21 protein-coding genes, 1 tRNA gene and 1 other RNA gene are annotated in these 22369 nt (G+C 62.6%); 8 read left to right on the top strand and 15 right to left on the bottom strand.

What is annotated here, in order from left to right; genetic code table 11:
* Positions 1 to 5 precede the first annotated feature (5 nt).
* Positions 6 to 1799, bottom strand: a complete 1794-nt coding sequence (locus tag LDH74_RS01985; protein ID WP_226040962.1) for an ABC transporter substrate-binding protein — start codon at positions 1797 to 1799, stop codon at positions 6 to 8.
* 212 nt (positions 1800 to 2011) lie between these two features.
* Here LDH74_RS01985 and LDH74_RS01980 point away from each other — a divergent pair, with 212 nt between their 5' ends.
* The 3 genes from LDH74_RS01980 to LDH74_RS01970 all read left to right on the top strand — a co-directional run bounded on the left by LDH74_RS01980 (position 2012) and on the right by LDH74_RS01970 (position 3597).
* The gene (locus tag LDH74_RS01980) at positions 2012 to 2308 is read left to right on the top strand and encodes a ribonuclease P (protein ID WP_226040961.1); all 297 of its coding nucleotides are present in this window, start codon (positions 2012 to 2014) and stop codon (positions 2306 to 2308) included.
* A 117-nt stretch (positions 2309 to 2425) separates the two neighbouring features.
* On the top strand, positions 2426 to 2674 hold the full coding sequence (locus LDH74_RS01975) for a YhbY family RNA-binding protein (protein ID WP_226040960.1): 249 nt from the start codon (positions 2426 to 2428) through the stop codon (positions 2672 to 2674).
* Complete coding sequence (locus tag LDH74_RS01970) at positions 2671 to 3597, top strand: mechanosensitive ion channel family protein (protein ID WP_226040959.1); 927 nt, start codon at positions 2671 to 2673, stop codon at positions 3595 to 3597. The genes LDH74_RS01975 and LDH74_RS01970 overlap by 4 nt, the downstream gene beginning before the upstream one ends.
* A gap of 44 nt (positions 3598 to 3641) precedes the next feature.
* On the opposite strand, the gene LDH74_RS01965 is transcribed toward LDH74_RS01970, so the two are convergent.
* Both LDH74_RS01965 and ffs read right to left on the bottom strand, forming a co-directional pair.
* Entirely contained in the window at positions 3642 to 4463 is an 822-nt protein-coding gene (locus tag LDH74_RS01965) for a DUF2092 domain-containing protein (protein WP_226040958.1), read from the bottom strand.
* 474 nt (positions 4464 to 4937) lie between these two features.
* An RNA gene (ffs, locus tag LDH74_RS01960) (signal recognition particle sRNA) lies at positions 4938 to 5249 on the bottom strand.
* A 173-nt stretch (positions 5250 to 5422) separates the two neighbouring features.
* On the opposite strand from ffs, the gene LDH74_RS01955 reads away from it, so the two are divergent.
* The 3 genes from LDH74_RS01955 to LDH74_RS01945 all read left to right on the top strand — a co-directional run bounded on the left by LDH74_RS01955 (position 5423) and on the right by LDH74_RS01945 (position 8063).
* Positions 5423 to 5752 (top strand): DUF5798 family protein, encoded by a 330-nt coding sequence (locus LDH74_RS01955; protein WP_226040957.1) that lies wholly within the window; start codon positions 5423 to 5425, stop codon positions 5750 to 5752.
* A 97-nt stretch (positions 5753 to 5849) separates the two neighbouring features.
* The gene (locus LDH74_RS01950; protein ID WP_226040956.1) at positions 5850 to 6830 is read left to right on the top strand and encodes a PLP-dependent cysteine synthase family protein; all 981 of its coding nucleotides are present in this window, start codon (positions 5850 to 5852) and stop codon (positions 6828 to 6830) included.
* A 90-nt stretch (positions 6831 to 6920) separates the two neighbouring features.
* Positions 6921 to 8063 carry a class 1 isoprenoid biosynthesis enzyme gene (locus LDH74_RS01945; protein ID WP_226040955.1) on the top strand — a complete coding sequence of 381 codons (1143 nt, stop codon included), beginning with the start codon at positions 6921 to 6923 and terminating at the stop codon, positions 8061 to 8063.
* Positions 8064 to 8072: 9 nt separating this feature from the next.
* Here the strand turns inward: LDH74_RS01945 and LDH74_RS01940 are convergent, their stop codons facing one another.
* From LDH74_RS01940 to LDH74_RS01925, 4 genes are all read right to left on the bottom strand, one after another.
* Positions 8073 to 8483, bottom strand: coding sequence for a CoA-binding protein (locus LDH74_RS01940; protein WP_226040954.1), 411 nt, complete (start codon positions 8481 to 8483; stop codon positions 8073 to 8075).
* Positions 8484 to 8844: 361 nt separating this feature from the next.
* The gene (locus LDH74_RS01935) at positions 8845 to 9477 is read right to left on the bottom strand and encodes a recombinase RecA (protein WP_226040953.1); all 633 of its coding nucleotides are present in this window, start codon (positions 9475 to 9477) and stop codon (positions 8845 to 8847) included.
* Between the two features lie 192 nt (positions 9478 to 9669).
* On the bottom strand, positions 9670 to 10530 hold the full coding sequence (locus LDH74_RS01930; protein ID WP_226040952.1) for a geranylgeranylglycerol-phosphate geranylgeranyltransferase: 861 nt from the start codon (positions 10528 to 10530) through the stop codon (positions 9670 to 9672).
* A 172-nt stretch (positions 10531 to 10702) separates the two neighbouring features.
* Positions 10703 to 10885, bottom strand: a complete 183-nt coding sequence (locus LDH74_RS01925; RefSeq protein WP_226040951.1) for a hypothetical protein — start codon at positions 10883 to 10885, stop codon at positions 10703 to 10705.
* Positions 10886 to 11034: 149 nt separating this feature from the next.
* Here LDH74_RS01925 and LDH74_RS01920 point away from each other — a divergent pair.
* Positions 11035 to 11109, top strand: a tRNA-Arg gene (locus LDH74_RS01920).
* 358 nt (positions 11110 to 11467) lie between these two features.
* Here LDH74_RS01920 and LDH74_RS01915 read toward each other — a convergent pair.
* Positions 11468 to 12556, bottom strand: a complete 1089-nt coding sequence (locus tag LDH74_RS01915; RefSeq protein ID WP_226040950.1) for a class I SAM-dependent methyltransferase — start codon at positions 12554 to 12556, stop codon at positions 11468 to 11470.
* A 435-nt stretch (positions 12557 to 12991) separates the two neighbouring features.
* On the opposite strand from LDH74_RS01915, the gene LDH74_RS01910 reads away from it, so the two are divergent.
* Positions 12992 to 13825 (top strand): alpha/beta hydrolase, encoded by an 834-nt coding sequence (locus LDH74_RS01910; RefSeq protein WP_226040949.1) that lies wholly within the window; start codon positions 12992 to 12994, stop codon positions 13823 to 13825.
* 634 nt (positions 13826 to 14459) lie between these two features.
* On the opposite strand, the gene LDH74_RS01905 is transcribed toward LDH74_RS01910, so the two are convergent.
* The 7 genes from LDH74_RS01905 to LDH74_RS01875 form a co-directional block, all read right to left on the bottom strand.
* Complete coding sequence (locus LDH74_RS01905; protein WP_226040948.1) at positions 14460 to 15035, bottom strand: helix-turn-helix domain-containing protein; 576 nt, start codon at positions 15033 to 15035, stop codon at positions 14460 to 14462.
* Between the two features lie 286 nt (positions 15036 to 15321).
* Positions 15322 to 15777: a hypothetical protein gene (locus LDH74_RS01900; protein ID WP_226040947.1), complete on the bottom strand. Its 456-nt coding sequence runs from the start codon at positions 15775 to 15777 to the stop codon at positions 15322 to 15324.
* A gap of 507 nt (positions 15778 to 16284) precedes the next feature.
* Positions 16285 to 18456 carry an ATP-binding protein gene (locus tag LDH74_RS01895; RefSeq protein ID WP_226040946.1) on the bottom strand — a complete coding sequence of 724 codons (2172 nt, stop codon included), beginning with the start codon at positions 18454 to 18456 and terminating at the stop codon, positions 16285 to 16287.
* Positions 18457 to 18602: 146 nt separating this feature from the next.
* Positions 18603 to 18920 carry a hypothetical protein gene (locus tag LDH74_RS01890; RefSeq protein ID WP_226040945.1) on the bottom strand — a complete coding sequence of 106 codons (318 nt, stop codon included), beginning with the start codon at positions 18918 to 18920 and terminating at the stop codon, positions 18603 to 18605.
* Between the two features lie 122 nt (positions 18921 to 19042).
* A complete protein-coding gene (locus tag LDH74_RS01885) occupies positions 19043 to 20383 on the bottom strand; it encodes a PQQ-binding-like beta-propeller repeat protein (RefSeq protein ID WP_226040944.1) in 1341 nt (446 codons plus the stop codon).
* Positions 20384 to 20567: 184 nt separating this feature from the next.
* Positions 20568 to 21221 (bottom strand): MaoC family dehydratase, encoded by a 654-nt coding sequence (locus LDH74_RS01880; protein WP_226040943.1) that lies wholly within the window; start codon positions 21219 to 21221, stop codon positions 20568 to 20570.
* 233 nt (positions 21222 to 21454) lie between these two features.
* Positions 21455 to 22282 (bottom strand): alpha/beta hydrolase, encoded by an 828-nt coding sequence (locus LDH74_RS01875; RefSeq protein WP_226040942.1) that lies wholly within the window; start codon positions 22280 to 22282, stop codon positions 21455 to 21457.
* Between the last annotated feature and the right edge of the window lie 87 nt (positions 22283 to 22369).

Here is a 22369-nt window from a genome sequence, read left to right as displayed (position 1 = left end):
CGCACCTAGTAGCCTCCAAGCAACCGACCGTTATCATCGTACCGGAAGCCGGCTCTCTCGAACGTCGCTTTCGCCGCTTCGACGTTGAGTTCCCCGTTCGACCCGATGAACGGCAGTACGGGGTCTTCACCGTTCCACTCGAGGCTCTCGGGAACCCACTCGTCGGTGACCGGCGTTGCGACGGGAGTTGCGTGTCCGTAGAACACGTCCTCGACGACCGCTTCCTTGTCGATCAATTGCGAAACCGCGCGTCGGAAGTGCGTGTTGCTGAAGGGTGCGTTGCGGACGTTGAATCCGATATGGTAGAAGGTTCTCGAGGTGGATTTCAACTGTTCGACGTCCGGGGAGTCGGGAAGCGCGTCCAACGTGTATGCGGAGAGCATCGAGGCCGTCACGTCCGCATTCCCGTCGGCGACCCGGCTGATCGCTGACGCGCTGCTGGGTTCGATATCGAATCGGAGTTCGTCGACGGTCGGCCCGGGGAGAGCCACGTCCTCACGGAGCGTAAAGTGGTCCTCGTATCTGGTGAGGCGGAGTTGCTCGTCCTGGGTTCGACTGTCGAACTGGAACGGGCCGCTTCCGACCGGCGGGATGTGGTCCCCCGTGACGGCGATCCACCGGCCTTGCGGCGCGGTGAACTCGCCGTTGGCAGTTCGTCGGTCGACGAGATCGCGCCAGTAGTGTTTCGGCAGGATCGGGACGGTAAACGCTCGCTTAGCGGCCTCCCGACCGCCCTTGAACGAGAACAGCAGCTCGTACTCGCCATCGGCGGCGTCGTCGTCGACAGAGATCTCGTCGATCACGTCGACGTGGCCCTGATACCGCGGTGCCGGCGACGAGGGCCCTCGTCCGAGCGACGTGTCTTCGAGGAACCGATAGGTAAAGGCGACATCCTCGGCGGTCAGCGGCTCGCCGTCGTGGAACTGACAGTCTTCGTGGAGGGTGACTGTCGCGGTCAGCGTCGATTCCTGCTCGCTGGCATCCGGTTCCGTCCAGTCCCAGGACGTGGCCAACCACGGCTCTATCTCGCCGTTGTTGACCGTCGCCAGGGAATCGAAGAGCAGGTCGATAGTCGTGTTTCGCTCACGCATCGTCGCCGAGAGCGGGTTGAGGTTGCTCGTCGCTCGAGCGTCGGTTCTGAGCGCGTGGAGCTGATCGACACCGTCCGCCGGCTCGAGACCGAGATAGCCGTGGCGGGTCGTGAGATCGGCTTCGGTCCAGCCCTCGAACCGATCCGCTCTGGCGAGGCGATACTCGTCGGGCAGACAGATCGGGTCAAACGGTTTCGCCTGTGCCAGCGCTTTCAGGACCGATTGGACGTCTCGCTTCCGCTGGTCGCCCTCGGAGTGGCGCTGTCGCTCCAGTAGCGTGTCGAACGCCATGTTGGTGAGCCCGAATGGATTCTGCCAGCCGGCTTCGTTCGCGTACGTCGAGTGGAGCGTTTCGTAGAGGAAGTCCGGATCGTAATCGGCGGGGTGGAGACCGACGTAGATATCGAAGTCGTGATCGATCAGGACCGCTTTCAGCAGCTCCGATTGCGAGCGGACGTCAAGTGTGACCGCCATACCGGCCTTCTTGAGGTTACTCTCGAGACGGCGCGCGATCTGGATGCTCTGCTTGTCGCCTTCCGCCGGGACCGTCGCGATAGAGAGCGATAGCTGATTGTCGCCGGCCTGACCGACCACGCTTCGCACGCTGTTCATACAGCCGCTCGTCGTGATTGCAGCCCCCGTTGCGCCGGCCGCCAGGAACGACCGCCTGCTGAGACCGTCGTCGGGGAGGGTGGGGTTCCAATTCATAGCGTTATGTAGCACCTCCTATCATGTGATATATAACAATATTGCGTACTATGAATGAAGACGTGTCACTGTAAAGAATCTTTCTACTCGGGAGTAGATTCGTCTCGGACGCGCAGTCGTGTGATAAGTTACCGATGCGCTGGATAGCTGTCCGTGATCTGACGCCGGTTTCGGAGCGCAACATCAATAGGTCGACCGACGAAACGTCGGGTATGGACGTCGCCGGTGAACGAATCGAGCGGCTTCACGACCTCGCTCGAGCGGCGGCAGCGGACGGCGACGCCGATCGAGCGCGCTACTACGTCCGCCTCGCGCGGCGAGTCGCGGAGCGAAACCGGCTCACGTTGCCCCTCGCGTTTCGTCGGTCCACGTGCGATCAGTGTGATGCGTATCTCCGGCCGGGGGCCAACGCTCGCGTCAGGTTACGGGACGGTCACGTCGTCGTCACCTGCGACTGCGGTGCGCACGCGAGATACCCGTACGAAGACCGCGTCTCCGACGAAGACTGAACCGCGACCTGAGATTAGCGAGACCGAACGACGGTCGAATCGCGACGACGCAGTCACTCCGCTGGCTGTCCGTGCCGAATCGAGAAGATTGAAACCGCTCCTCTCCCTTTCCCGGGTATGGACCAACAGGAACTCAAGCGCCGCGCACACGACCTCGACGTGACCGTCTGGGTCGGCAAGAGCGGCATCGACGCCGTCGTCGACGAACTCGACGACCAGCTAACCGACAGGGACCTCGTGAAGGTGAAATTCCTGCGGGCCGCCCGCGCCGGAAGTTCGACCGAGGAGAAAGCGGCCGATCTCGCCGAGCACGTCCACGCGGATCTCATCGATACGCGCGGGCACACCGCAGTGTTGCATCGATGAGCGGTAGTCCCGCGAAGCTGCTACAGAACGGGACTGGAGATCTCGGCGTGATCGGAAACGCGCTCGAGGACGCGTGGCTCACTCCGACGCAGGCCGGGATGGCCGAGGGAGCGATTCGATTCGTCGTCGCGCTCGCAGTGATCTGGGTGATCGGTCGGTTACTGTTCGTCCCGCTGGTTAAACGAGCCCTCGACAGGCGCGAACTGGACGAACACGCCCAGAACCCGTTGTTATTGCTCACCCGATTCGGAATCGGCTTCCTCGCGTTCGCCGTCGCCTTCGGCTTCGCTGGCTTCGGCAACTTCCTCGTCTCGATGGCCGGTATCGCGGCGGCCGGCGCGCTCGCCGTCGGGCTCGCGATGCAGAACGTCATCTCGAACTTCGTGGCCGGCGTGTTCATCTACACGGACAAACCGTTCCGCATCGGCGACTGGATCGAGTGGGAGGACGGCACCTACTCGGGCGTCGTCGAGGACATCAGCCTCCGCGTCACCCGCGTGCGAACGTTCGACAACGAACTGCTCACGGTTCCCAATTCGGCGCTCACTGAGGGAGTCCTCAAGAACCCCGTCGAGGCCGATAAACTCCGGCTGAAGTTCGTCTTCGGCATCGGCTACGACGACGACATCGAGCAGGCGACCGAGGTCATCGTCGACGAGGCCGAACGCCACCCCGACATCATGGACACCCCCGAACCGTCCGTTCGCCTGACTGAACTGGGCGACTCCGACGTCGGCCTCCAGTCGCGGATCTGGATCTCGAACCCGTCTCGTGCCGACTTCGTTCGAACCCGGGGGGAGTACGTCACCGCGGTCAAACGTCGCTTCGACGAGGAGGGGATCGACATTCCCTACCCCGTCCGCACGCTCGAGGGCGGACTCGACCTCGAGAGTGACAAGAGCGTCGTGCAACCAGCAGAGTAGCAGCAAAAAACCGCCATCGTTCCGTCCGTTCCCCGCTGATCGACCTACGAGATGTCCTGAACGGTCGCGTTTTCCGGCGGCTCGAACGTGAACGTCTCGTCGTCGAGACCGGTGTTGAACGAAACCGACTCGAACTGTTCGGTCATGACGATGCGCTCGCCGTTCGGTTGTTCGAACACGACTCGCTCCTTGAGCGGGTAGTCGTACTCCGTGTCGATCCACAGCGTCTGTTCGACGGCCTGCAGTTCGTCTTTCGGGTCGCTCGTCTCGAGGGCGTAGACGAACTTGGTGTCGCCAATGATCGCCGAAATTCCTTTTTCGACGGTCTCGTTTTTCGCTTCGACGTCGAGAACGTGTGCGTCCCGCCCTGCGATCTGTTCCGTGCCCTGATACTCGAGATCGTACTTCTCGAGTTGCTGGTCGGCCATCTTGGCCCGATCCGATCGAACCCGTTCATTGTCGAACGGCTCGTCCGGCTTGAAGTACTGCGCCACCTGTGAGTCGGGGAAATAGAACCAGTTCTTCGACGCGTTCGAGACGTAGACGTTCCCTTTCGCAGCGGGATCCGATGCGTCGAGTACTTCGGTTCGTTCGTCGATGTACGGTCGCTCCTGAACACGAACGAGTTCCGTGACCGTCACGGAGCCGTTGGTTACTTCGCTCGTCCGATTCCCCTGCACGTCCTCGAGATCGTCGGCGTGGACGAACGCGCCCTCGAACACCGCTTCTGGATCGGGGCCGTCGGAATCGTCGGGACCGTCGGGATTGTCGGGACCGCTCGAGGGAGCGTCGAAAGCGATGCAGCCACTGAGGAGAACGCCCACGACAATGATTCCGAGAACAGCTGCGAATCGACGAGTCGTCATTGGTGTACTCCTTTAGAAGAGCTGCTGTAAGTTTTTCCGTTATTGTGTCCGGAGAGAGGCCCGACGAGTGACTCGAGTTCGTCCACGCGGTCAGTGGCCGGGAACGCTGCTCGAACGACAGTGAGAGCCGCGCGACCCAGCGGAAGAGCAAGCTCTTCCGAGCGGCGAGGGACCGCTGGTCCCTCGAGCAGTCGGCGCTTCGCGCCGACGACCTCGCGGACGCGGAGCGTCCGCTCAACGGGGAAGGGCAGGCGGTTACCCGGTACCGACCGCGAGCGAAGCCGTGCGCGGCGCTACGCGCCGCGAACAGGCGAACGGCCGAAGGCCGTGAGATAGGCTCAGCGAGCGGGCCGACGACTGACTCGAAGCGAGAGAAACGAGCTGAGAGGAAGGAGGAGTGCTTTTGATCGACCTTTTACCGAGTGAGCGCGGCGCGCAGCGCCGCTGCTCACGTAGAGTAAAAGGTCGGTATGAATGCGGACAACCGCGGTTGCCCGGCGTTCCGACCGGGGGAATCTCGGTTGCCTTCTCCACCCCGCAACCCGTCGAGCGACAGGTGTCCGGCGGTCCACTGCTCGCTTCCGCGCCTGATGGGCTGTCGCCGACTAACCACGATGGGGCGTCCCTGCGGACGGCCATCGTGGACCGCTGTCCCCGACGGACGAGGCTTCTCTGTTGGCTCCCGAGGCCCCGGTCGGTCTGACCGGACGCCTGCGGTGTTCGGTCCCCGCTAATGACCATAGCGCGGGTAACGAGCAGGGCCAAACTGCCCGACCTAGTCCAGTTCACCATAGGCAATGGGTACTTATGGGCCTTTCGTCTCCGTGCGCTCGAGTGCGCGGTGGCTAACTCGCTCAAGCGTACCGTGGTCGACCGGCCGTATCCGTCGCTGATTCGGGCGAGACCTCCGCTCGGAGCGGAGGAAAAGGCCCATTAGTTCCCCGACACATCCTTCGGGTATGGGACTCGGCAGCACCGCAAAGAAGATTCAGGGCATCTCGGACCGAGCGGAAGCAATGTACAAGCAGGTACAGAAACTCCAGCAGCGCATTACGGGGCTGGAAGAGGAGATGGACGAAACCCACGACACGGTCACGCGCATGGACCACCAGCTCACCGAACAGCGCGCGCTCTTGCTCGCCATCGCCGAGGAACAGGGGCTCGACGGCGAGGAAATCCTGGCGGAGGCGGCGATCGACGAAGCCGAACTCGAGGACGAGGCCGCCGATTCGGCGACCGATGGGGATGCGACGGCCGAGGCGACCGCGGGCGACACGACCGCCGAATAACGGCTCGAGACTCCCGCCGTTTCGTCCGTTCACGTTCCCGGCCTCGGGCACGGCTTCGGGACAAGAGCTAACAGCGGGGGCGCCTTCTGCCAGTACGATGACGACCCACGAGGAGCCGGCGGACTCGGTCCTCGAGACGATCGGTCGAACGCCGCTCGTCCGGCTGCAGGACGGTCCCGCGGACGTCCCCATCTACGCGAAACTCGAGACGTTCAACCCCGGGGCCAGCATCAAAGACCGGATCGGGAAGTACATGCTCGAGCGAATGCTCGAGCGCGGCGACGTGGCACCCGGCGGAACGATTATCGAGCCGACGGCCGGCAACACGGGGATCGGGCTGGCGATCGCGGCCGAGCAACTGGGCCTGGAGTCGATTTTCGTCGTCCCCGAGCGGTTCAGCGTTGAGAAACAGCAGTTGATGGCGGCGCTGGGGGCGGAGGTCATCAACACGCCCACGGACGACGGCATGGACGGTGCTATCGCTCGCGCTCACGAACTCGCCGCGGAACTCGAGGACGCCGCCGTCCCCCAGCAGTTCTCGAACCCCCTGAACACCGAGGCCCACTACGAGACGACTGCTCCGGAAATTTTCGAGGCACTTGACGGCCAGGTCGGCGCGGTCGTCGCCGGCTGTGGCACCGCCGGCACGCTCATGGGAATCGCCCGCTACGCGCTCGAGCAGGAGCCGGAAACCCACATCGTCGCCGTCGAGCCCGAGGGATCGGTGTACGGCGAACTCCTCGGCGACGACCGCGCGGAAGCCGAGTACAAGACCGAGGGCATCGGCACCCACGACACCGCGACCAACGAACTATTCGAGCCCGAACTGGTCGACGCGGTCGACGCCGTCTCGGACCGAGCGGCCCACGCGGAACTCGAACGGCTCGCCCGCGAGGAGGGGCATCTGGTCGCCTCGAGTGCGGGCGCCGCGAGCGTGGCGTCGAAACGGGTCGCCGAACGGATCGACGACGGCGACCTCGAGGTCCCCCACGAGACGGTCGTGACGATCTTCCCCGACTCGAGCGAGCGCTACCTCTCGAAGGGGATCTACCGCTCGTTCGAGGAGTGGACGTCGTAGACCGCTGTCAGACCGGGGCACCGACCGGTGATCGGTCCGGATGCGGCCGCTAACCAGTACACTCTTTTGATTTCCCCGGAAGAAGTGGGTATGAGCCGGCTGTCGGACTTCCTCCAGTCCGAAGCGGACCTGCCACCCGCCCTTCGGCCGAAAGTCGACGCCTACGCCGACCAGGGCGGCCTGTTAGGTGCGTTCACGTACTTTTTCGCGTCGCTCGAGACCGACGACGAGGAACTCGCCGCGACGCTCGCGTCGATCCCGACCGATCTCTTCGTCACGAGCGCGCTCCACGACGACGCGATCGACGAGGCGGATACGTGGTGCGCGGATCGCAAGCAGCGCCTGAACGAACACGTCTCGGTCGGCGATCTCGCCTTCACGAACGTCGCCGCCGCCGTCGCCGAGACGCCGGCCGACGTCAACCTGCGCTCGGCGCTCGAGACCGTCCGCGAAATCGGGTCGGGCCAGCTCGCGGAGGAAGCGTTCGACGCGACGACGGCGACCGTCGACGATGCGATCGCTCGCATCGAGGAGCGCGGCGGCATCTGGGGCGACCTCGCGGTCGAGATCATCGCGGCTCTCGGCTGCTATTCCGACGCGCAACTCGAGCACCTGCGGACGATCGCGACGAACGGCCTGTTCGTGTTGACCGTCATCGACGACCTCGCGGACCTGCCCGAAGACGTCGAGAACGGCGTCGCGACGCTGCCGCTCGTCTGCTTCGACGGGAATCCCGACGAGTACCGCTCGACCGAGGCGCTGATCGAGGCCGTCCTCGCGTCCGACGTTCCGGACCGACTCGAGGAACTCGTGGCCCAGCGCCGGGCCGCGATCGACGCCGCCGCGTCCGAACTCTACGCGTCGCTCGACCGGTCGAACGAAGCGCTGCTCGCGGCCGCCGCTCGAGCGCTGACGTGGTACTGCGAGTCGGTCTGTTCGGTTCCGGTCGCCGAGACCGTCTCGGCGGAGCAGCGACGAGCGATCCGCGACCGGCTAACGGGCGACGAGCGCTCGACGCGTCGGTACGTTGCCGAGCGCGTCGAAAAATACCGGTACCCGGTTGCCGTCGATACTGACGAAATCGGTTCGACCGTCACCGAACTCCCCGACGAACCGGTCGTTCAAACGGCGATCCGACTACGACACCTCGAGTCGATCGTCGACGGCGTGATGTACACGACCCTCGACGACGCGCTGACCGAGCTTCGGGCGGAATCGGCGTCGGTTTCGTGACCGATTCCCTCAAGCGACCAGACGCCGGTGCTGGACCTTCATACACCGATCCTGGACGACGGTTCGACCGTCGGTCTCCGCGCGGGCCGCCGCCTCGTCGTCGCGAATGCCCTGCTGGGTCCAGATGACGCGCACGTCGTCGCGCTCGAGCGCCGCGTCGACGATCTCGCTCACCTCGTCACTCGGGCGGAAGATACAGACGACGTCGATCTCCTCCTCGACGTCCGCGAGGGAGTCATCCACCTCGCGGCCGAATATTTCGTCCGCGTAGGGGTTGACCGGGAGCACGTTGTAGCCGTGCTCGAGCAGGTACTTCGGCACGTCGTGGGCTGCCTTCCCGGGCGTGCTCGAGCAGCCGACGACGGCGATCGTGTCGTATCCGAGAATCGCCTCGAGTTCGTCCGCGGATTCGACTGGCATACCGCAGCGTACGGGCTCGAGGAGTAAACGTCTCGGGGTCGTGGCGGTAGTGCGTTGCGGCGCGGGGGTATGGCGGTAGTGAGTTACGGCGCGGGGGTAAGGCGGTAGTAAGTTGTGGCGTCGAGGACGTCGATCCTCGAGGGATTCGATGCCGCACCACTCCGAAAGCCCTCTCGCGCTCGCGGCCTGCACCTCGCTACGCGCGGCTCGGCGGCCGTGTTCGCATCGGTTCGGCTCGCGAGCGCTCGGCCCCGTTCGAGTTCCTACCCGATAGCGGACGGGCGGTCGGCCGTTACAGCGCCGAAATTGCGGTGGCTACGGCTCCGTCTGATTGCGGATGGGAAATCGTCGTGACAGCCACTTACGTCGAAAACCCGGCCGTCCGAATCGGGGGCTCCTCGCCATCGGCCCCTTCCTCGAGTTCGATGACGGCATCGAACAGCTGTTTGAGCGTGTTCATCGTCTGGTCGTCGTGAGCCGTCGAGTCGATGACGTAAACGCCCAGTGCGTCGGCGCTCTGGATTCGACCCGTGAAGACGTGGAGGAACCGGAAGACGGTCTGCAGATCGGAGTACATCAGTAGCGTCGAGACGGAGTGCAACAGGACGCGGTTCTCGGTGACCCCTCGCGTCTCGTAGAACTCCTGGAGGAACTCGGAGAGTTTGATCCCGATGCCGGTCATATCAACTGGCGAGGAGGCGTATTTGATCCGCGGATCGTCGTCGATGGTCCCGATGCCACGTTGCTTCGTTACGCAGTCGACGACACCGATGTCAGGTTCGATGCCTTCGTCGATACGGTCGTCGAAGCTCTCGAGGACCTTGTCGGCGCTATCCTTCGTGGTGACGATGATCGAGCCATCACCGCGGTTCGCGCCGCTCGCGAGGATATCGAAGGCGATCCGTCGTTTCCCCGTCAGTGGCGGGCCCGCGACGAGTACGTTCGTCCCCGGATCGAGTTCGGCGTCCGGCAGGACATCTGCGAGGTCATACATACGGAATACTCACATCCATCGCCGTGGCAACGAGCTGGTACCACAGCTCACTCCGATGGCCGGCGTGTTGTATGAGAATACGCGAAGCCGCTTATAGTACTTTTGATTACAATATACGGATCACTCGTTCAATCGTCTCACATGTCCGGCTATCGTCCACTTCCGATCGCGCTATACCGGTACAATCGCGAACTACAGTGGCAGTGATACCGAGAGAGCAGCACGACCGACCATAAACGCCACTGCGGCGAGGAACATCCCGTACTTGAGATGTGATTGGCCGGCGGTCGGGTCCGCGAAGCTCTCGTAAGCGGCGATAAGCATGATCGCGTCCGCGGGGACGACGACGAGTAGATACGCGACCCCGAACTCCTCGCGGAGGTAGGGCATCGGACTGGCGACGACTGCCGCCACGAGCAAGAGGGCCGCGACGGCGAGCGCCCGGCGTTCCCCGATCGCGATCGGAAGCGTGTGCAGTCCTTCCTCGCGGTCGCCCTCGAGGTCCTCGACGTCCTTGATGATCTCTCGGGTCAGCGTCGCGATCGCCGCGAGCACGAAGAGCACGACCGCTGGACCGATCTCTCCTCCCTCGATCGCCGCCGCGCCGAAGAGGAACGTGCTGCCGACGAGGTACGCGACGAGCGCGTTACCCAGTCCGGGAAGGCCCTTGAAGAACTCAGTGTACGCGATCAACGCCAGGAGATTGACGACCGCGATACCGATCGCTAACGGGGGCAGTGCCAGCGCAAGGGCGACCGCGCCAGCGAAGAGGACGATGCTGAACGCCAGCGCGCCACGCGGACTCACCGCACCGCGGGGGATCGCCCGCTCGGGTTGGTTGATTCGGTCGATCTCCCGATCAAAATAGTCGTTGATCGCGTTCCCCGCACCGACCGCCAACGCCGTGGCACCCACCGCTGCAGCGACTGCGATCGGCTCCTCAGTCACGCCGCCGGCGACGAACGAGCCGATGAACGTCAGCACGCCCGCCGCGATCACGTTCACCGGCCGCGTCAACTCGAGCAACCCGCGACCAGTCTCCCCGGCTGTCATACGCTGGAGTGGTCATGCGGACCGGTTAAACGGTGCGGTCCGCCGTCGAGGAGCGCCACAGTACGACCGTTGAATCGATTTTCGAACGGCCGACGGCGAACTCGAACCGACATTACTCGCGGACAGAAAGAGAGGAATCGACCGCTAGCGGAACCGGCGTCCGTCCCGCGTTTCAGCGCCACTGCTCGAGGTCGCAGAGCACCTCGTCTTCGATCTCGAGCCACTTGCTCACCCGCTCGTCGCCGCTCGCGTCCGCGGGGACGGCGGTCCAGACGTGCTCGTCGTCGGAGAGTAACTCGAGCGGGGTCGCACCGGATTGCACCTCGTCGGGAACGGGGGCCTCGGATTTCGTCATGGTACGCGTAGACGTTGGGACTACATAACAAAGACCCCTGACGGCGATTGTCAGTGGGTGAAAACTCTCGAGGCGTGGGCGTGTCTGTCACTGTCGAAAGCGGTGAAAATCGAGTGACTTATACGGATACATCGGGAACGAAGCGATGCGGGCGCTTAGCTCAGTCTGGACAGAGTTCTTGGCTTCGGACCAAGCTGTCGCGGGTTCAAATCCTGCAGCGCCCATACATTTGACGCGAGATAAACGCCCGACAGCACAGCGATAATCGGTCGAACGAGCCTGATTTCACTTTCATTCGATGACCGAACGGTTGAGTGGACGTCTCGGAAATTCGCGTACAGCCAAACTGGTCGCGTTCGAGAAAATCAATCGCCGATTGAAGAGCAATCTTCGATGGCTCCGAATCAGTAGTCTTGATTCGGGACGTCCGTAGGGCCTGTCAAGACTTCGTACTGAATACAGAGGCTGCATTCAGTAAATCAGTAACTCCAGTGCAAATAGTTCACAGATGCGTGACGATGAGGGCTGCGGAGAAAGAACTCAAAATGTATCGACCCCTCGTTTTGAGGTCGGGGGTAACCATCACTCTCTGACTTCGAGTACCAGATTGAACGGTGTCTCAGCCGCCTGCCGGAATCGGCTGAAGCCTCCTTCAGTAACCACCTCACGCAGCCGTTCCTCGCCCGCTTGCGCACCCAGTGCAGGATTTCCGCCTTGGTCAAGCGAGTTCGGCGTGCAGAACATTGTCGAGAAGCCGTAGAACACTCGCCCCACCGGGTTCAGATTGTCTTCGACCTGATCGTTGGCGAACGGCTCGATCAACATCAACGTCCCGTCGTCGGCGAGCGTCTCCCGGACGTGCGCCGCCACGCCGACGGGATTGCCCATGTCGTGGAAGGCGTCGAATATGGTTACTAGGTCGTAGTCGTTCCCATTATACTCCTCAGCTGTCGCCACCTCGAAGCTGAGGCGGCCGGCGACACCAGCCTCTTCGGCGCGCTCACGTGCCATGTCTATCGAGTGGTCGTGGTAGTCGATGCCGACGAACGTCGAATTCGGGTACGCCTCGGCCATGAGGATCGTTGTTGCCCCATAGCCACAGCCGATGTCGGCCACGCGTGCGCCGTTTTCGAGCTTCTCATCTACCCCTTCAAGGGAAGGGATCCACTCACTCACTAGGCTGGCCGCATAGCCAGGTTTGTAGAACCGCTCCGTGGCCGGGAACAGTTCCGGGTGGTGCTCGTGCCATCCTACACCGTCGCCAGTCCGGAACGCCGCTTCGATGTCGTCTTGAACGTCCGCAAGGATAGCGTTCATTCCTTGGAAGCCGCCCAACATGAACGCCGGACTGTCCTCATCAGCTAACACGGCCTTCTGTTCGGGAGAAAGACTATACAGACCTGTCTCGGGGTCGTAGGTTACGTAGCCACCAGCAGCCTGCGAGCGTAGCCACTCACGCACGTAGCGTTCGTGGGTATCTGTCTGTTCGGCCAGTTCAGTAGATGTGAGTGGTCCTGCGTCGGCCAATGCCGTGTAGAGGCCGAGCCAGTCACCGATTTCGGCCAGTGCGGCTTGGACCGCACCGCCGAGATCGTTCACGGCTGTTCCGACGAGTTCGTCTAGTTTCTCTTCATCAATTGATTCTGCCGGCGTGCGGGTTTCTGTTGTCATAGTTGGTCGTCCTGCGTATCCCGAGACGGGGCGAATGAAGACATAGGTATCTAGTGCAATTCACCCAGCGTCTGGTCCTCCTGTAGCCGATGAAAGTGAGCCACCGGCTGCAAGCGAGTGAATCGTTCCCTCTACCCATCCTGTCACTGACCGAATCAGTCACCAGTGATAGACACGACGAATATCCCCGTAGCCAGCGAGGGATGCTCATGCCGAGTAACGTGGTGTTGAATGATTTTCGCCTCTATCGAGATTTCCGGACAGAGATAAATTGTATTGGCTGTGCTGCAGCAGGGCGTGTATTATTCACCTACGGATCGACACGGAGTACCTCGCGTTCCTGGTCGGCTCGTGCATCGTGGTCAGGCTCTGCGGATCTTTCACGGAATGCGACTATGTGATGACGCCACGTAGTGACCCTGGGTGATCCACCCGATGGCAGAAGCGACACCACCAGGCACGGGGAAGGAAACAGGAACAGTCACGTCCACGGATGGAACTACGGTCGCCTTCGAGCGAACGGGGAGCGGGCCACCGCTCGTGCTCGTCCACGGGAACGGCGACGTTCACAAATTCTGGGATTTAGCTGGAGCCCATCCTGCTTTCGCGGAACGTTGCACCGTATACGCGATCAGCCGTCGCGGTCGTGGGGCGAGCGGCGACGCCGCCACGTACGAGCTGGAACGAGAGGCCGAGGACGTGGCTGCGGTCGTCGATTCGATCGACGACCCAGTGACACTGCTCGGGCATTCAGGCGGGGCCCTCTATTCACTGGAAGGTGCCCTACATACCGATAATCTACGCAAACTGATCCTGAACCAACCCCCCATTGCGGTCGGCAACAACGAACTTAACGTCGAAGAAGCGGTCACCGCAATGAAACGGTTGCTCGACAACGGTGAGAGCGAGCAGGCGCTCGTTTTGTTCCTGCAAGACGTCGGTCAACTTACGCCGGACGAACTCAACGCGGTTCGCTCGGCACCGATCTGGCAGGAGATGGTTGAGGCGGCCCAAGCACTGCCCCGCGAGTTGCGAGCGATCGCCAAGTACGAGTTCGATGCCACCCGGTTCGAGGGACTGACCACGCCGACGTTGCTGCTGTCCGGGGGTGAGAGCCCTCCACTCTACAGAGACGCGACCGAAGCGGTCGGCGCTGCGCTCCCGAACAGCCGGATCGTTATCTTCGACGAGCACGCACACGAGCCAATGAATACTGCACCGGACCGATTTGTTGACGAGGTACTCACGTTCATCCGTGCATCGAACTAGACGACCGGCAATCGATCACCTCCTCACTTCCGACATCCGTTCCAGATACGGGTGGAGGATGCCGCTGGTTTAGTGCAGCGGCCCGAAAGAATAGTGGGGCACTGGTATTGGGTATTGGAGATAACACAGTTGATTACAGTGAATCGATGAACTGTCCAACGATCTGATTGAACCGATCAGGTTCCTCAATGGTGGGCAGTGCCCACTTTCCTCGAATAGCTCAAAGCGAGCGTCCGAGACGAGTTCCGCAGTCCGCTCGACCATATCCACCGCCCGCCACTTTTCGTCCGTACCGGCGTATACCAGCATCGGGATGTCCACCAAGGGGAGGACCTCTCGGTAGCCGCGCATCGTCGCATCAAAGATGATGGAGCTTTTGACCGGTGGCGGAGACCGTGCGTCCTCGTCGAGAATCTCGGGTTACGTCTCGGTAGCTTCTACTTCGAGGGGTCGGGCCTCGTCACGATAGCACTCGTAGAGTGGAATCGCCCACTCGCGTGCTTTCGGAGCGTCGGTATCGACGATTGCCCGTAACATGCCTGTATCAGGGTTGTAGCCAGTGAGCACGACACGGTCGTCGAAGATGGTGAGTCCGCACGGAAGAGTGTCGTGCAGCAGGATAGTGAGGTTCCCGCTAGCAAGACCTTTTTTTGGCTGCTTGGGGCGACCAGTCGAGGACGGCCTCGACGATGGGTGGAGGGTAAATGATCTCCGTTTCCATGCCGGCGCGGACGTTTCGGAACAATGATCCGGCGTTGGCCGACTTGAGGGTTGCCGTGCCAAATGCCCGCATCGTCTTAGCGTCCTCGATGAGCTCGTCGTAACGCTCGACTGGCCTGTAGGGATCCTCGTCGTCAGAGACTGTGATAATCGCTTCGGCAAACGCCTCAATCGTAATACCGAGTTTCTCCGTCGGGAGCCACTGCGCGACATCCCGGAGTGTCCGCTCCGTTTCTACCCGCGTGAGCAACGTCGTGACCTCCTCCGCGATGAATCGACCCGCGGGCGTCGCCTGATGCTGGTGGCCGTCTCGGACGACCCAGCCCTGCGTTTCGAATTCGCGCAGCATCCGTCCAATCGTGGACGACGATGCGCCAGTTATGGCTCGTAGGTCTGATCGGCTATGCGGACCGTCGGCCAGTGCGTCGATCACTTCAATGCGGTGTTCTGAGCGTGTGAGATACTCGACCTCGTCGAGTGCTGAATCCATGCTATACGTTCGCACTCAGTATCTAAGTGTTTGGGGGGGGAAGAGCTGCTTCTCTGTACACGAATTAAGATATACAGCAAGCGCATGAATGTCAATTGGATATCGTAACGGGTGTTTTCAGACCCCCTGCATTCGGCCGCCTCACGCCTCAATGGTCGATTCGTTCGACACTGGAACTCGAGCCTGCAGCCCCCATCCGTTTTGTGGTTAGTTGGAATCCAACTTCGTGCTACAACACGACCCCAAGAGAACAGTGGAAAGACCCGTATCGTCTTAACCACGATTCCTACACGCCTTTCGAACACATCAGAACTGTGGCTTGCCGAAAAGCTACCCGAAAAATGGCCTTCCAACTTTGACTCGTTGATATAGTCGTTGACCCACTCCATCCAATCGTGCTCGTCGGCCTCCTCGAGCTGTGTCGCCGTCTCTGGCATCGAAAACCTGGATTCACTCGTCTGAGATAAAGCTGGCACATCCCGATGGCCGTTCGATGGTTCGCGGTGGGCAGCGCGTGCTTGAGGATCAGATTCGAGGCCAGGCGACCCGCCACCTCGACCGCCGTTCCGTTCCAGTCGATCTGATTGAGCGCTGGTTCGATGTCTTCGGCCGCGATGTCCTTATACACCCGCACTCGTTTCCCTTCCTCTACGTAGTTCTCCTCGAGAACGTTCTTGAAGGAGTCGACTAACCTGGTCGCGATGGCGCCGTTCGATGGCTCCATCGAGTCGATGCTAGCCATCGGACGAACTCAGCGACGGCCGCTCGGGCAGTTCGAACCGCCTCACCCTCGGCGGTCGCATAGACCGCCAATGGGTTGCGGTAGTGATTTTCGAGAGACGGCTGCATAGATGCGGTAACCTCTTCGTGGGGTTTCGTTGTCGCGGCGTTATCCACGTAGATCATGTGTAGTAGTGCTCGAGGCGCGACATCCGTTCCTGAACGCTTCAATTTGGAACTGAAACGACCCTCCACCATAATTAGTGGTCGTAGTTCCCTCTATTGAAGAATCCCCATCGAGACACAAGCCACCAACTGACGAAGCTCCTGTCTGAACTTCGGACTCGTCCTCAGTGGAACGATGGTACCTAGTCGCCAGACAGTTCCGCAGGACTAGCCCAGGAGGAGGTTCTTTTCATAAGCTCCGACTGTATCGTACGTTCTCTTTCTCTCAGTCCGGCCAGGAGCAGTGAGCAGTAAGATCAGCAGTGAATAGCTATGAACAAATAAGTCCTCCCCATCGAGCCCGTCACGCCGATCGAACGCCCGATGTGCGGTCGTCGCATTCTTCGTCGACCGCCGGCAGGGTGACCGAGAAGGTCGAGCCCTCGCCGGGTTCGGAGTCGACCCAGATCTCCCCGCCGTGGCGTTCGACGATCCGTTCGCAGAGCGCGAGGCCGATGCCGGTGCCGGCGTGTTTCTCGCGGCTGTGGAGTCGGTGGAATACCTCGAAGATGCGCTTCTGGTCGTCCGGCTCGATACCGATTCCGTTGTCCGCGACGGACACCGTCCACTCCGCACCGTTCCGTTCGGCGGAGACGTGAACCCGAGCCGGCTCCTCGCCGCTGTACTCGATCGCGTTCGATACCAGATTCTGAAAGACCTGGCGCAACTGGGCCGCGTCGCCCTCGACTCGGGGGAGCGACTCCGTCGTAATCTCTGTCTCCTGATCCTCGATTTTCACCTGGAGGTTCTTGCGAACGTCCTCGAGGACGGCCTCGAGATCCACCGGTTCGAACGGATCGCCCCGCATCTCGACGCGGGAGTACTCGAGCAGCCCGTCGATCATATCGCGCATGCGGTCGGCCCCGTCGACGGCGTACGCGAGGAACTCCTCGCCGTCCTCGTCGAGTTCGTCACCGTACCGCCGTTCGATCAGGGTGAGGTAGCTCGAGACCATCCGGAGCGGTTCCTGCAGGTCGTGTGAGGCCGCGTAGGCGAATTGCTCCAAGCGTTTGTTGGACTCCTCGAGGTCGTCGATCAACGCCTCGAGTTCGTCCTGATACTGCCGGCGCTCGATCGCCTCCGCGAGGACGTTGGCGACGCTCTGGACGAAGGTGACGTCCTCCTCGGTGAACCGTTTGCTGTCGGTGTCGTGCGTGCCGAGGATTCCCCAGGGGTCGTCGGCCGGACCGATGATGGTACTGATGCCGCTGCGGACGTCGTGACTCCGCAGTAACTCGGGCCCGCTGAAGCGCGATTCCGTCGCGAGGTCTTCGACCACGATCGGGTGATCGTTCGCGAGGGTGTACGCCGCCTGGGAGTCCGCTTCGACGGCGGACACGGTCGCCTCGCCGACGAGGCCGTCGGTCCAGCCGACGCCCTGGCGGAGCAGGAGTTCGTCGGTCCCCTCGTTGAGGTCGAGCACTTTGCAGTACTCGTTATCGAGGACGGTCGCCACCTGCCGGGTCGCGTCGTGCATGAGCTCGTCGAGGTCGTCGGTCTCGAGGGCGAGCTGGCCGAGATCGGCCACGACCTGTTGCTGCCGGGCTCGCCGTTCGAGCTCTCGTTCGCGCTCTCTGCGCTTCGAGATATCGCGGCCGATACCCGCCAGCACCGGTTCGCCGTCCGGAGTCTCGAGTCTCGAGGCGGCGAACTCGTAGGGGACTGACGCGCCGTCACTGGTGCGAATCGCTGCCTCGAGCTGCAGGCTACCGGTTTCGAATCCCGTCGCGATCGAATCCGCGATCCGCTCGCGATCGTCGTCATCGAAGAAGTCCCCGGCGCTCATCGACGCGACCGCCGCGTCCGAGTAGCCCGTTACCTCACAGAGGCTCTCGTTCCACCGCTGGAGCGTCCCATCCGCCTCGAGCACGTAGAAGACGTCGTGGATTGCGTTCAGCACGTGGTCGGTGTACGTTCGATAGTGTTCGAGGCGTTCGTTCGACTCCGCGAGCTGGGTGTTGGCGTCCTCGAGTCGCTGGACCGTTTCCTCGAGTTCCGACTGGGCGACCTGTAGCTCTCGGTTGCGGGTTTCGAGCTCTCTCGTTCGCGTTTTGGCCTCCCCGTCGCGGATCCCGGCGGCGAGCCCGGCGACGCTGGCGAGCGCCGTCAGGATGAGGATCGTCGCCACGTCGTCGACGATTTCGCCCGGCTGAAGACTGTACACCAGGAGGACGCCGAACATCACCCCGAACCCGCCGAGACACCACGCCGCGATCGTATCGTGAAATTCGGCGTGGATATCGAGCGCAGGCAACCGATAGCCGGTATAGAGGAGGACGAACCCGGGGCCCGCGACGAGCAGCGTGATGATGAAAACGCTCTCGATCGGGGTCCCCGCAGCGACTCGGACGAGCGCCCGCCCCGTGGCGAGCACGACGTACAGCGCGCCGAGCGCGATGATGATGGTTCTCCCACCGACGACGGAGATGGCACGGTTCCAGCTGACCACTGGTAACAGTCTACCGACCGTCACCATTAGAATTGCGCTGGAGGGCGCGGTACCGAGTCGGTTGCGTGGAGAAAACGATCCTCGAAACACACCGGTCTGCGAGGATTCAGGTACTGAACTGTGGGCAGCGAGGCGGACTGTGCGACCCGCGCCCGCTCGAGGGCTGCCGCGAGTTACTCGTCGATGTCGAGCCACGACCGGATCCGTTCGATGACGACCGTGGCGATGGCGTCACCGATGCGATCGGCCGACTCCGAGAGGTCCCACACGTGGTCGCCGCCGCGAGACACCGTCACCCACTCGACGTAGTCGTGACGGTCCAACTCGAGCAGGAGGTCCTCGAGAACCGTCTCGTCGAGCCGGCAGCCGAGCGCGGTCTCGATCGAATCGGTCAACTGGGTCGTCGTCGCGAGAACGCGATCCTCGGGTCCGGTATTCGCGATCGCGGACGCGACGGTCGGTGTCGATGGGGATGGCGGCCGATCGGTCATTCTCGGCCACTGGTTGTGGTGGTGGTAGTATTAATGCTGGTGGTAGTCGCGCGCGGCTGACTTCGGGTCGGAACGGAGTCGTCGAATCGGTCGATCGCAAACTATCGTCGCTAGTCGATCGCTCACTCGGCCTCGACGAGCTTGTAGCCGCCGCCGTCGGTATCGATATCCTCGTCGGACTGGTCCTCGCCGTCTTCCGGCGGATTCGGCGCGCGTTCGGCGTAGTAGATGTCGCCGTCGATCACGCGCGGCGTGCTCGTGACCACGCCGTCGTTGTCGACCTCCCAGACGAGATCTCCAGTGCGTTTCTCGAGCGCGTAGAGCGTGGTGTCCTTCGAGCCGACGAGCACCCGCTGGTCGCAGACGGTCGGACAGCCCGTGATCGCGAGGTCGGTTTCGAACGACCAGTGTCGCTCGCCCGATTGCGCGTCGAGCGCGTACAGGTTGCCGTCGTGGCTCCCGACGAAGACCGTGTCCAGTTCGGGATCGAGCGCCGGCCCCGACATGACCAGGTTCCCCGTCTGGAACGACCAGTCTTCGGTGCCGTCCTCGAGGTTCACCCGGTAGACGTTGTGGTCCCACGAGCCGAAGTAGGCCCCGCCGTCGTAGGTCGCGATCGGTCCCTTGATCTCGCTGTTGTTGTCGTCTCGGTCCTCGGTCTCGAACGACCAGGCGAACTCGAGGTCGGGGTAGCGCCACCCGTACAGGTTGCCGTCGTTCGATCCGCAGACCAGATGGCCGGACTCGGGATCGATCGCCGGCGTCGAGTGCGGGTGATCCGTCGGCCGCCCCTCGGGGTCCTCCCAGACGACCGATCCGTCCGCCGCGTCGACCACGAACGTGCTTCCCTCGGGATCGTAGTATTCGACGGCGATGACGATGGTGCCGTCGTGATAGAGCGGGCTCGAGCCGATGGCGTCGCCGAGGTCGTTTCGCCACTCGATGTCGCCCGTCTCGAGGTCGATGGCGTAGAGCACGCCGTCGTACGCGCCGACGTACGCGCGGCCGTCGGCGATCGCAGGGGTTCCGTGGATGCCGCGGCTGTCGGTGTCCGTCCCGGTACGCCAGCGCTCGGTGCCGTCGGCGTCGAGGGCGACGAGATACCCCGTGTCGCCGGGGAAGACGAGACCGCCGTCCGGCAAGGGGACGGCGCTGGCCTTCGCGGCGCCGTGGGAGCCCGTATTGAGTCGGTCGAGCCGCCACTCCCGTTCGACCTCGTCGGGAACCGTGGCGTCGGGATAGTACCCCCACCGCTCGAGCGAGTGTCTGAACTGGGCGACGCCGTCGGGAACGGTCTGCTCGAGTCCGGTTTCTGCTCTGGGTATCGCGTCCGTTCCGCGTTGGCCGAGACAGCCGGCGAGTCCGGCGGTCGCGACCGCGGCGGTGCCGACGGCCTGGAGTATCCGACGCCGGCCGTGTGCCGGCTCGAGTCGCCCGTCGACGGCACGTGGATCGTCTGTCATCGTCACGACGGTCTCACTCGAAGGGTACCAGCTTTGTGTTCTTCGCGACGGGTCTCCGCGTCGATATACCCCGCAGCAACTCTCGTCCGGCCACGTCGCTCTGGCCGCTCCGTCGGCCGGAGTTTCGATTGCGAAACGGGCGACCAGCCTCGACGCTGCTCGTCTGCTCACCTCGAGCGACGCGTCACTCGTCGGGCAGTTCGTTGATGATGACGACGGCTTCGCCGTCGATAACCGTCTCGTTGTCCTCGTTGACGACCGTGGTGTGCAGCCGGTAGCGATCGCCGCCGAGATCTTCGACGATCTCACACTCGGCGGTGACCGTCTCGCCGATCCGAACTGGTCCTGCGAACTCGAGGTCCTGCGAGAGGTAGACGGTCACCCCGGGGAGGCGGGCCAGCGCGGCACTGATCGTGCCGGCTACGAGCGTCCCGTGGGCGATCCGGCCACCGAACTGGGTATTTTCGGCGAACTCGGGCTCGAGGTGGAGCCGGTTCGTGTCGCCGGAAACCTGTGCGAACGCGGTGATGTCGGCGTCCATAATCGGTTTCGTGAATCGGACGTAGTCACCGACGCCGAGGGAGTCGTAGTCGTCGGTCGACCGTTCCATGAGCCAGTTCTCGTCGCCGAACGCGACTTCGACGGCCGGCGTCGAAGTCGTCGTGTCCGCGTTCGGCTGGGTGGCGGACGCCTCGCCGGTGCCCGTAAATCCCATCGCCGCGAGGAAGGCGTTGTTGGCCTCGATGTAGCTGTTGAAGACGTGTTTCGAGATACTGGTCCAGTGCTCAGTTGCTGGAGCGGAGTCGACGCTGTCGGTGTCCGTACAGTGGCTACTCATTGATCTGGTTCCGGGTCGGAGTGTCATTCGAGTGACTTTCCGATGCCGAAAGTGCGTACCACGGTCGCTGCCTTCGGGGTATCGCCAAATCACGTTGGGGTGGCAACCGTGACTCTCGTGACTGTTGACGGGCGACCCCGAACGGCGATCGGTGTCGACTGCGACTGACGGTATCCCTGTGCGCGATTCACCGAAGCGGTTCAGCGAATCGATCCCTGACGGGGAGTGATCGCCTACGCAGCGGGGAGGTCCTCGAGAAAGTCGGTCGCCGCCGCGTTGAACGCTCGGGGCCGGTCCTGATTGACGAGATGGCCCGACTCCGTGAGCTCGAGTTGCGTGCCGTCGGCGACGGCCGACGCGATCTGTCTCCCCTGTCGCTTGACCAGCGGGGCCTCCTGCTCGCCGTGGACGACGAGCGTCGGCGTTTCGATGCCCGATAGCTCGGGCGGATCGTAGCGGTAGAGCGCGTCGAAGATCTTCCGGAACTCGGCCGACGGGATATCGCCGACGGCGTCGATCGCGTCGGCCCTGGTATCGGGGTCGACCGACAGCCACCGTTCGCCGGTCGTCGCCTGTATCGAATACAGCATCGAACGGAAGGTCCCTTTTGACCCCGAGACCGACAGCGACGTGGCCAGCGCGGGCATCGGCGACCAGAACGACTTCACTCCCGACGGCATTTCTACGGGTGGCATCGACCGTACTGCCCCGCCCAGAATCGCCCCTGCCGTGTCGTCGGAATGACGATTCAGATACTCCTGAACGACCATCGACCCCAGCGAGAGCCCGCAGAGGATCGGCCGTTCGATTTCGAGTCGCGAGAGCAACGTCTCGAGGTCGTCGGTGAAGAGGCCGATCGAGTACTGATCGGGCTCCGTCACGCCGGTGTTACCGTGGCCCCGCACGTCGAGCGTGACGACCCGATACTCGTCGGCGAAGTGTTCGATCTGTGGCTCCCAGGCCGTCCCGTCCATCCAGCCGCCGTGGACGAACACCAGCGGCGGTCCGTCACCGGTCGTCTCGTACCAGATGGTCCCGTCGTCGAGTTCGAGTTCTGCCATACAACGACTGGGGGCCGCTCGCTCTTAGAACGCCGGGTTGCATGTCACACTCCGAGTGGCGATCAAAACGGGATACTGGTCCGCTCT

The organism is Natrinema sp. DC36 (assembly GCF_020405225.1).
Taxonomy (GTDB): domain Archaea; phylum Halobacteriota; class Halobacteria; order Halobacteriales; family Natrialbaceae; genus Natrinema.
Note: the sequence above shows the minus strand (reverse complement) of the source record. Positions and strands in the feature narration are given on the sequence as shown.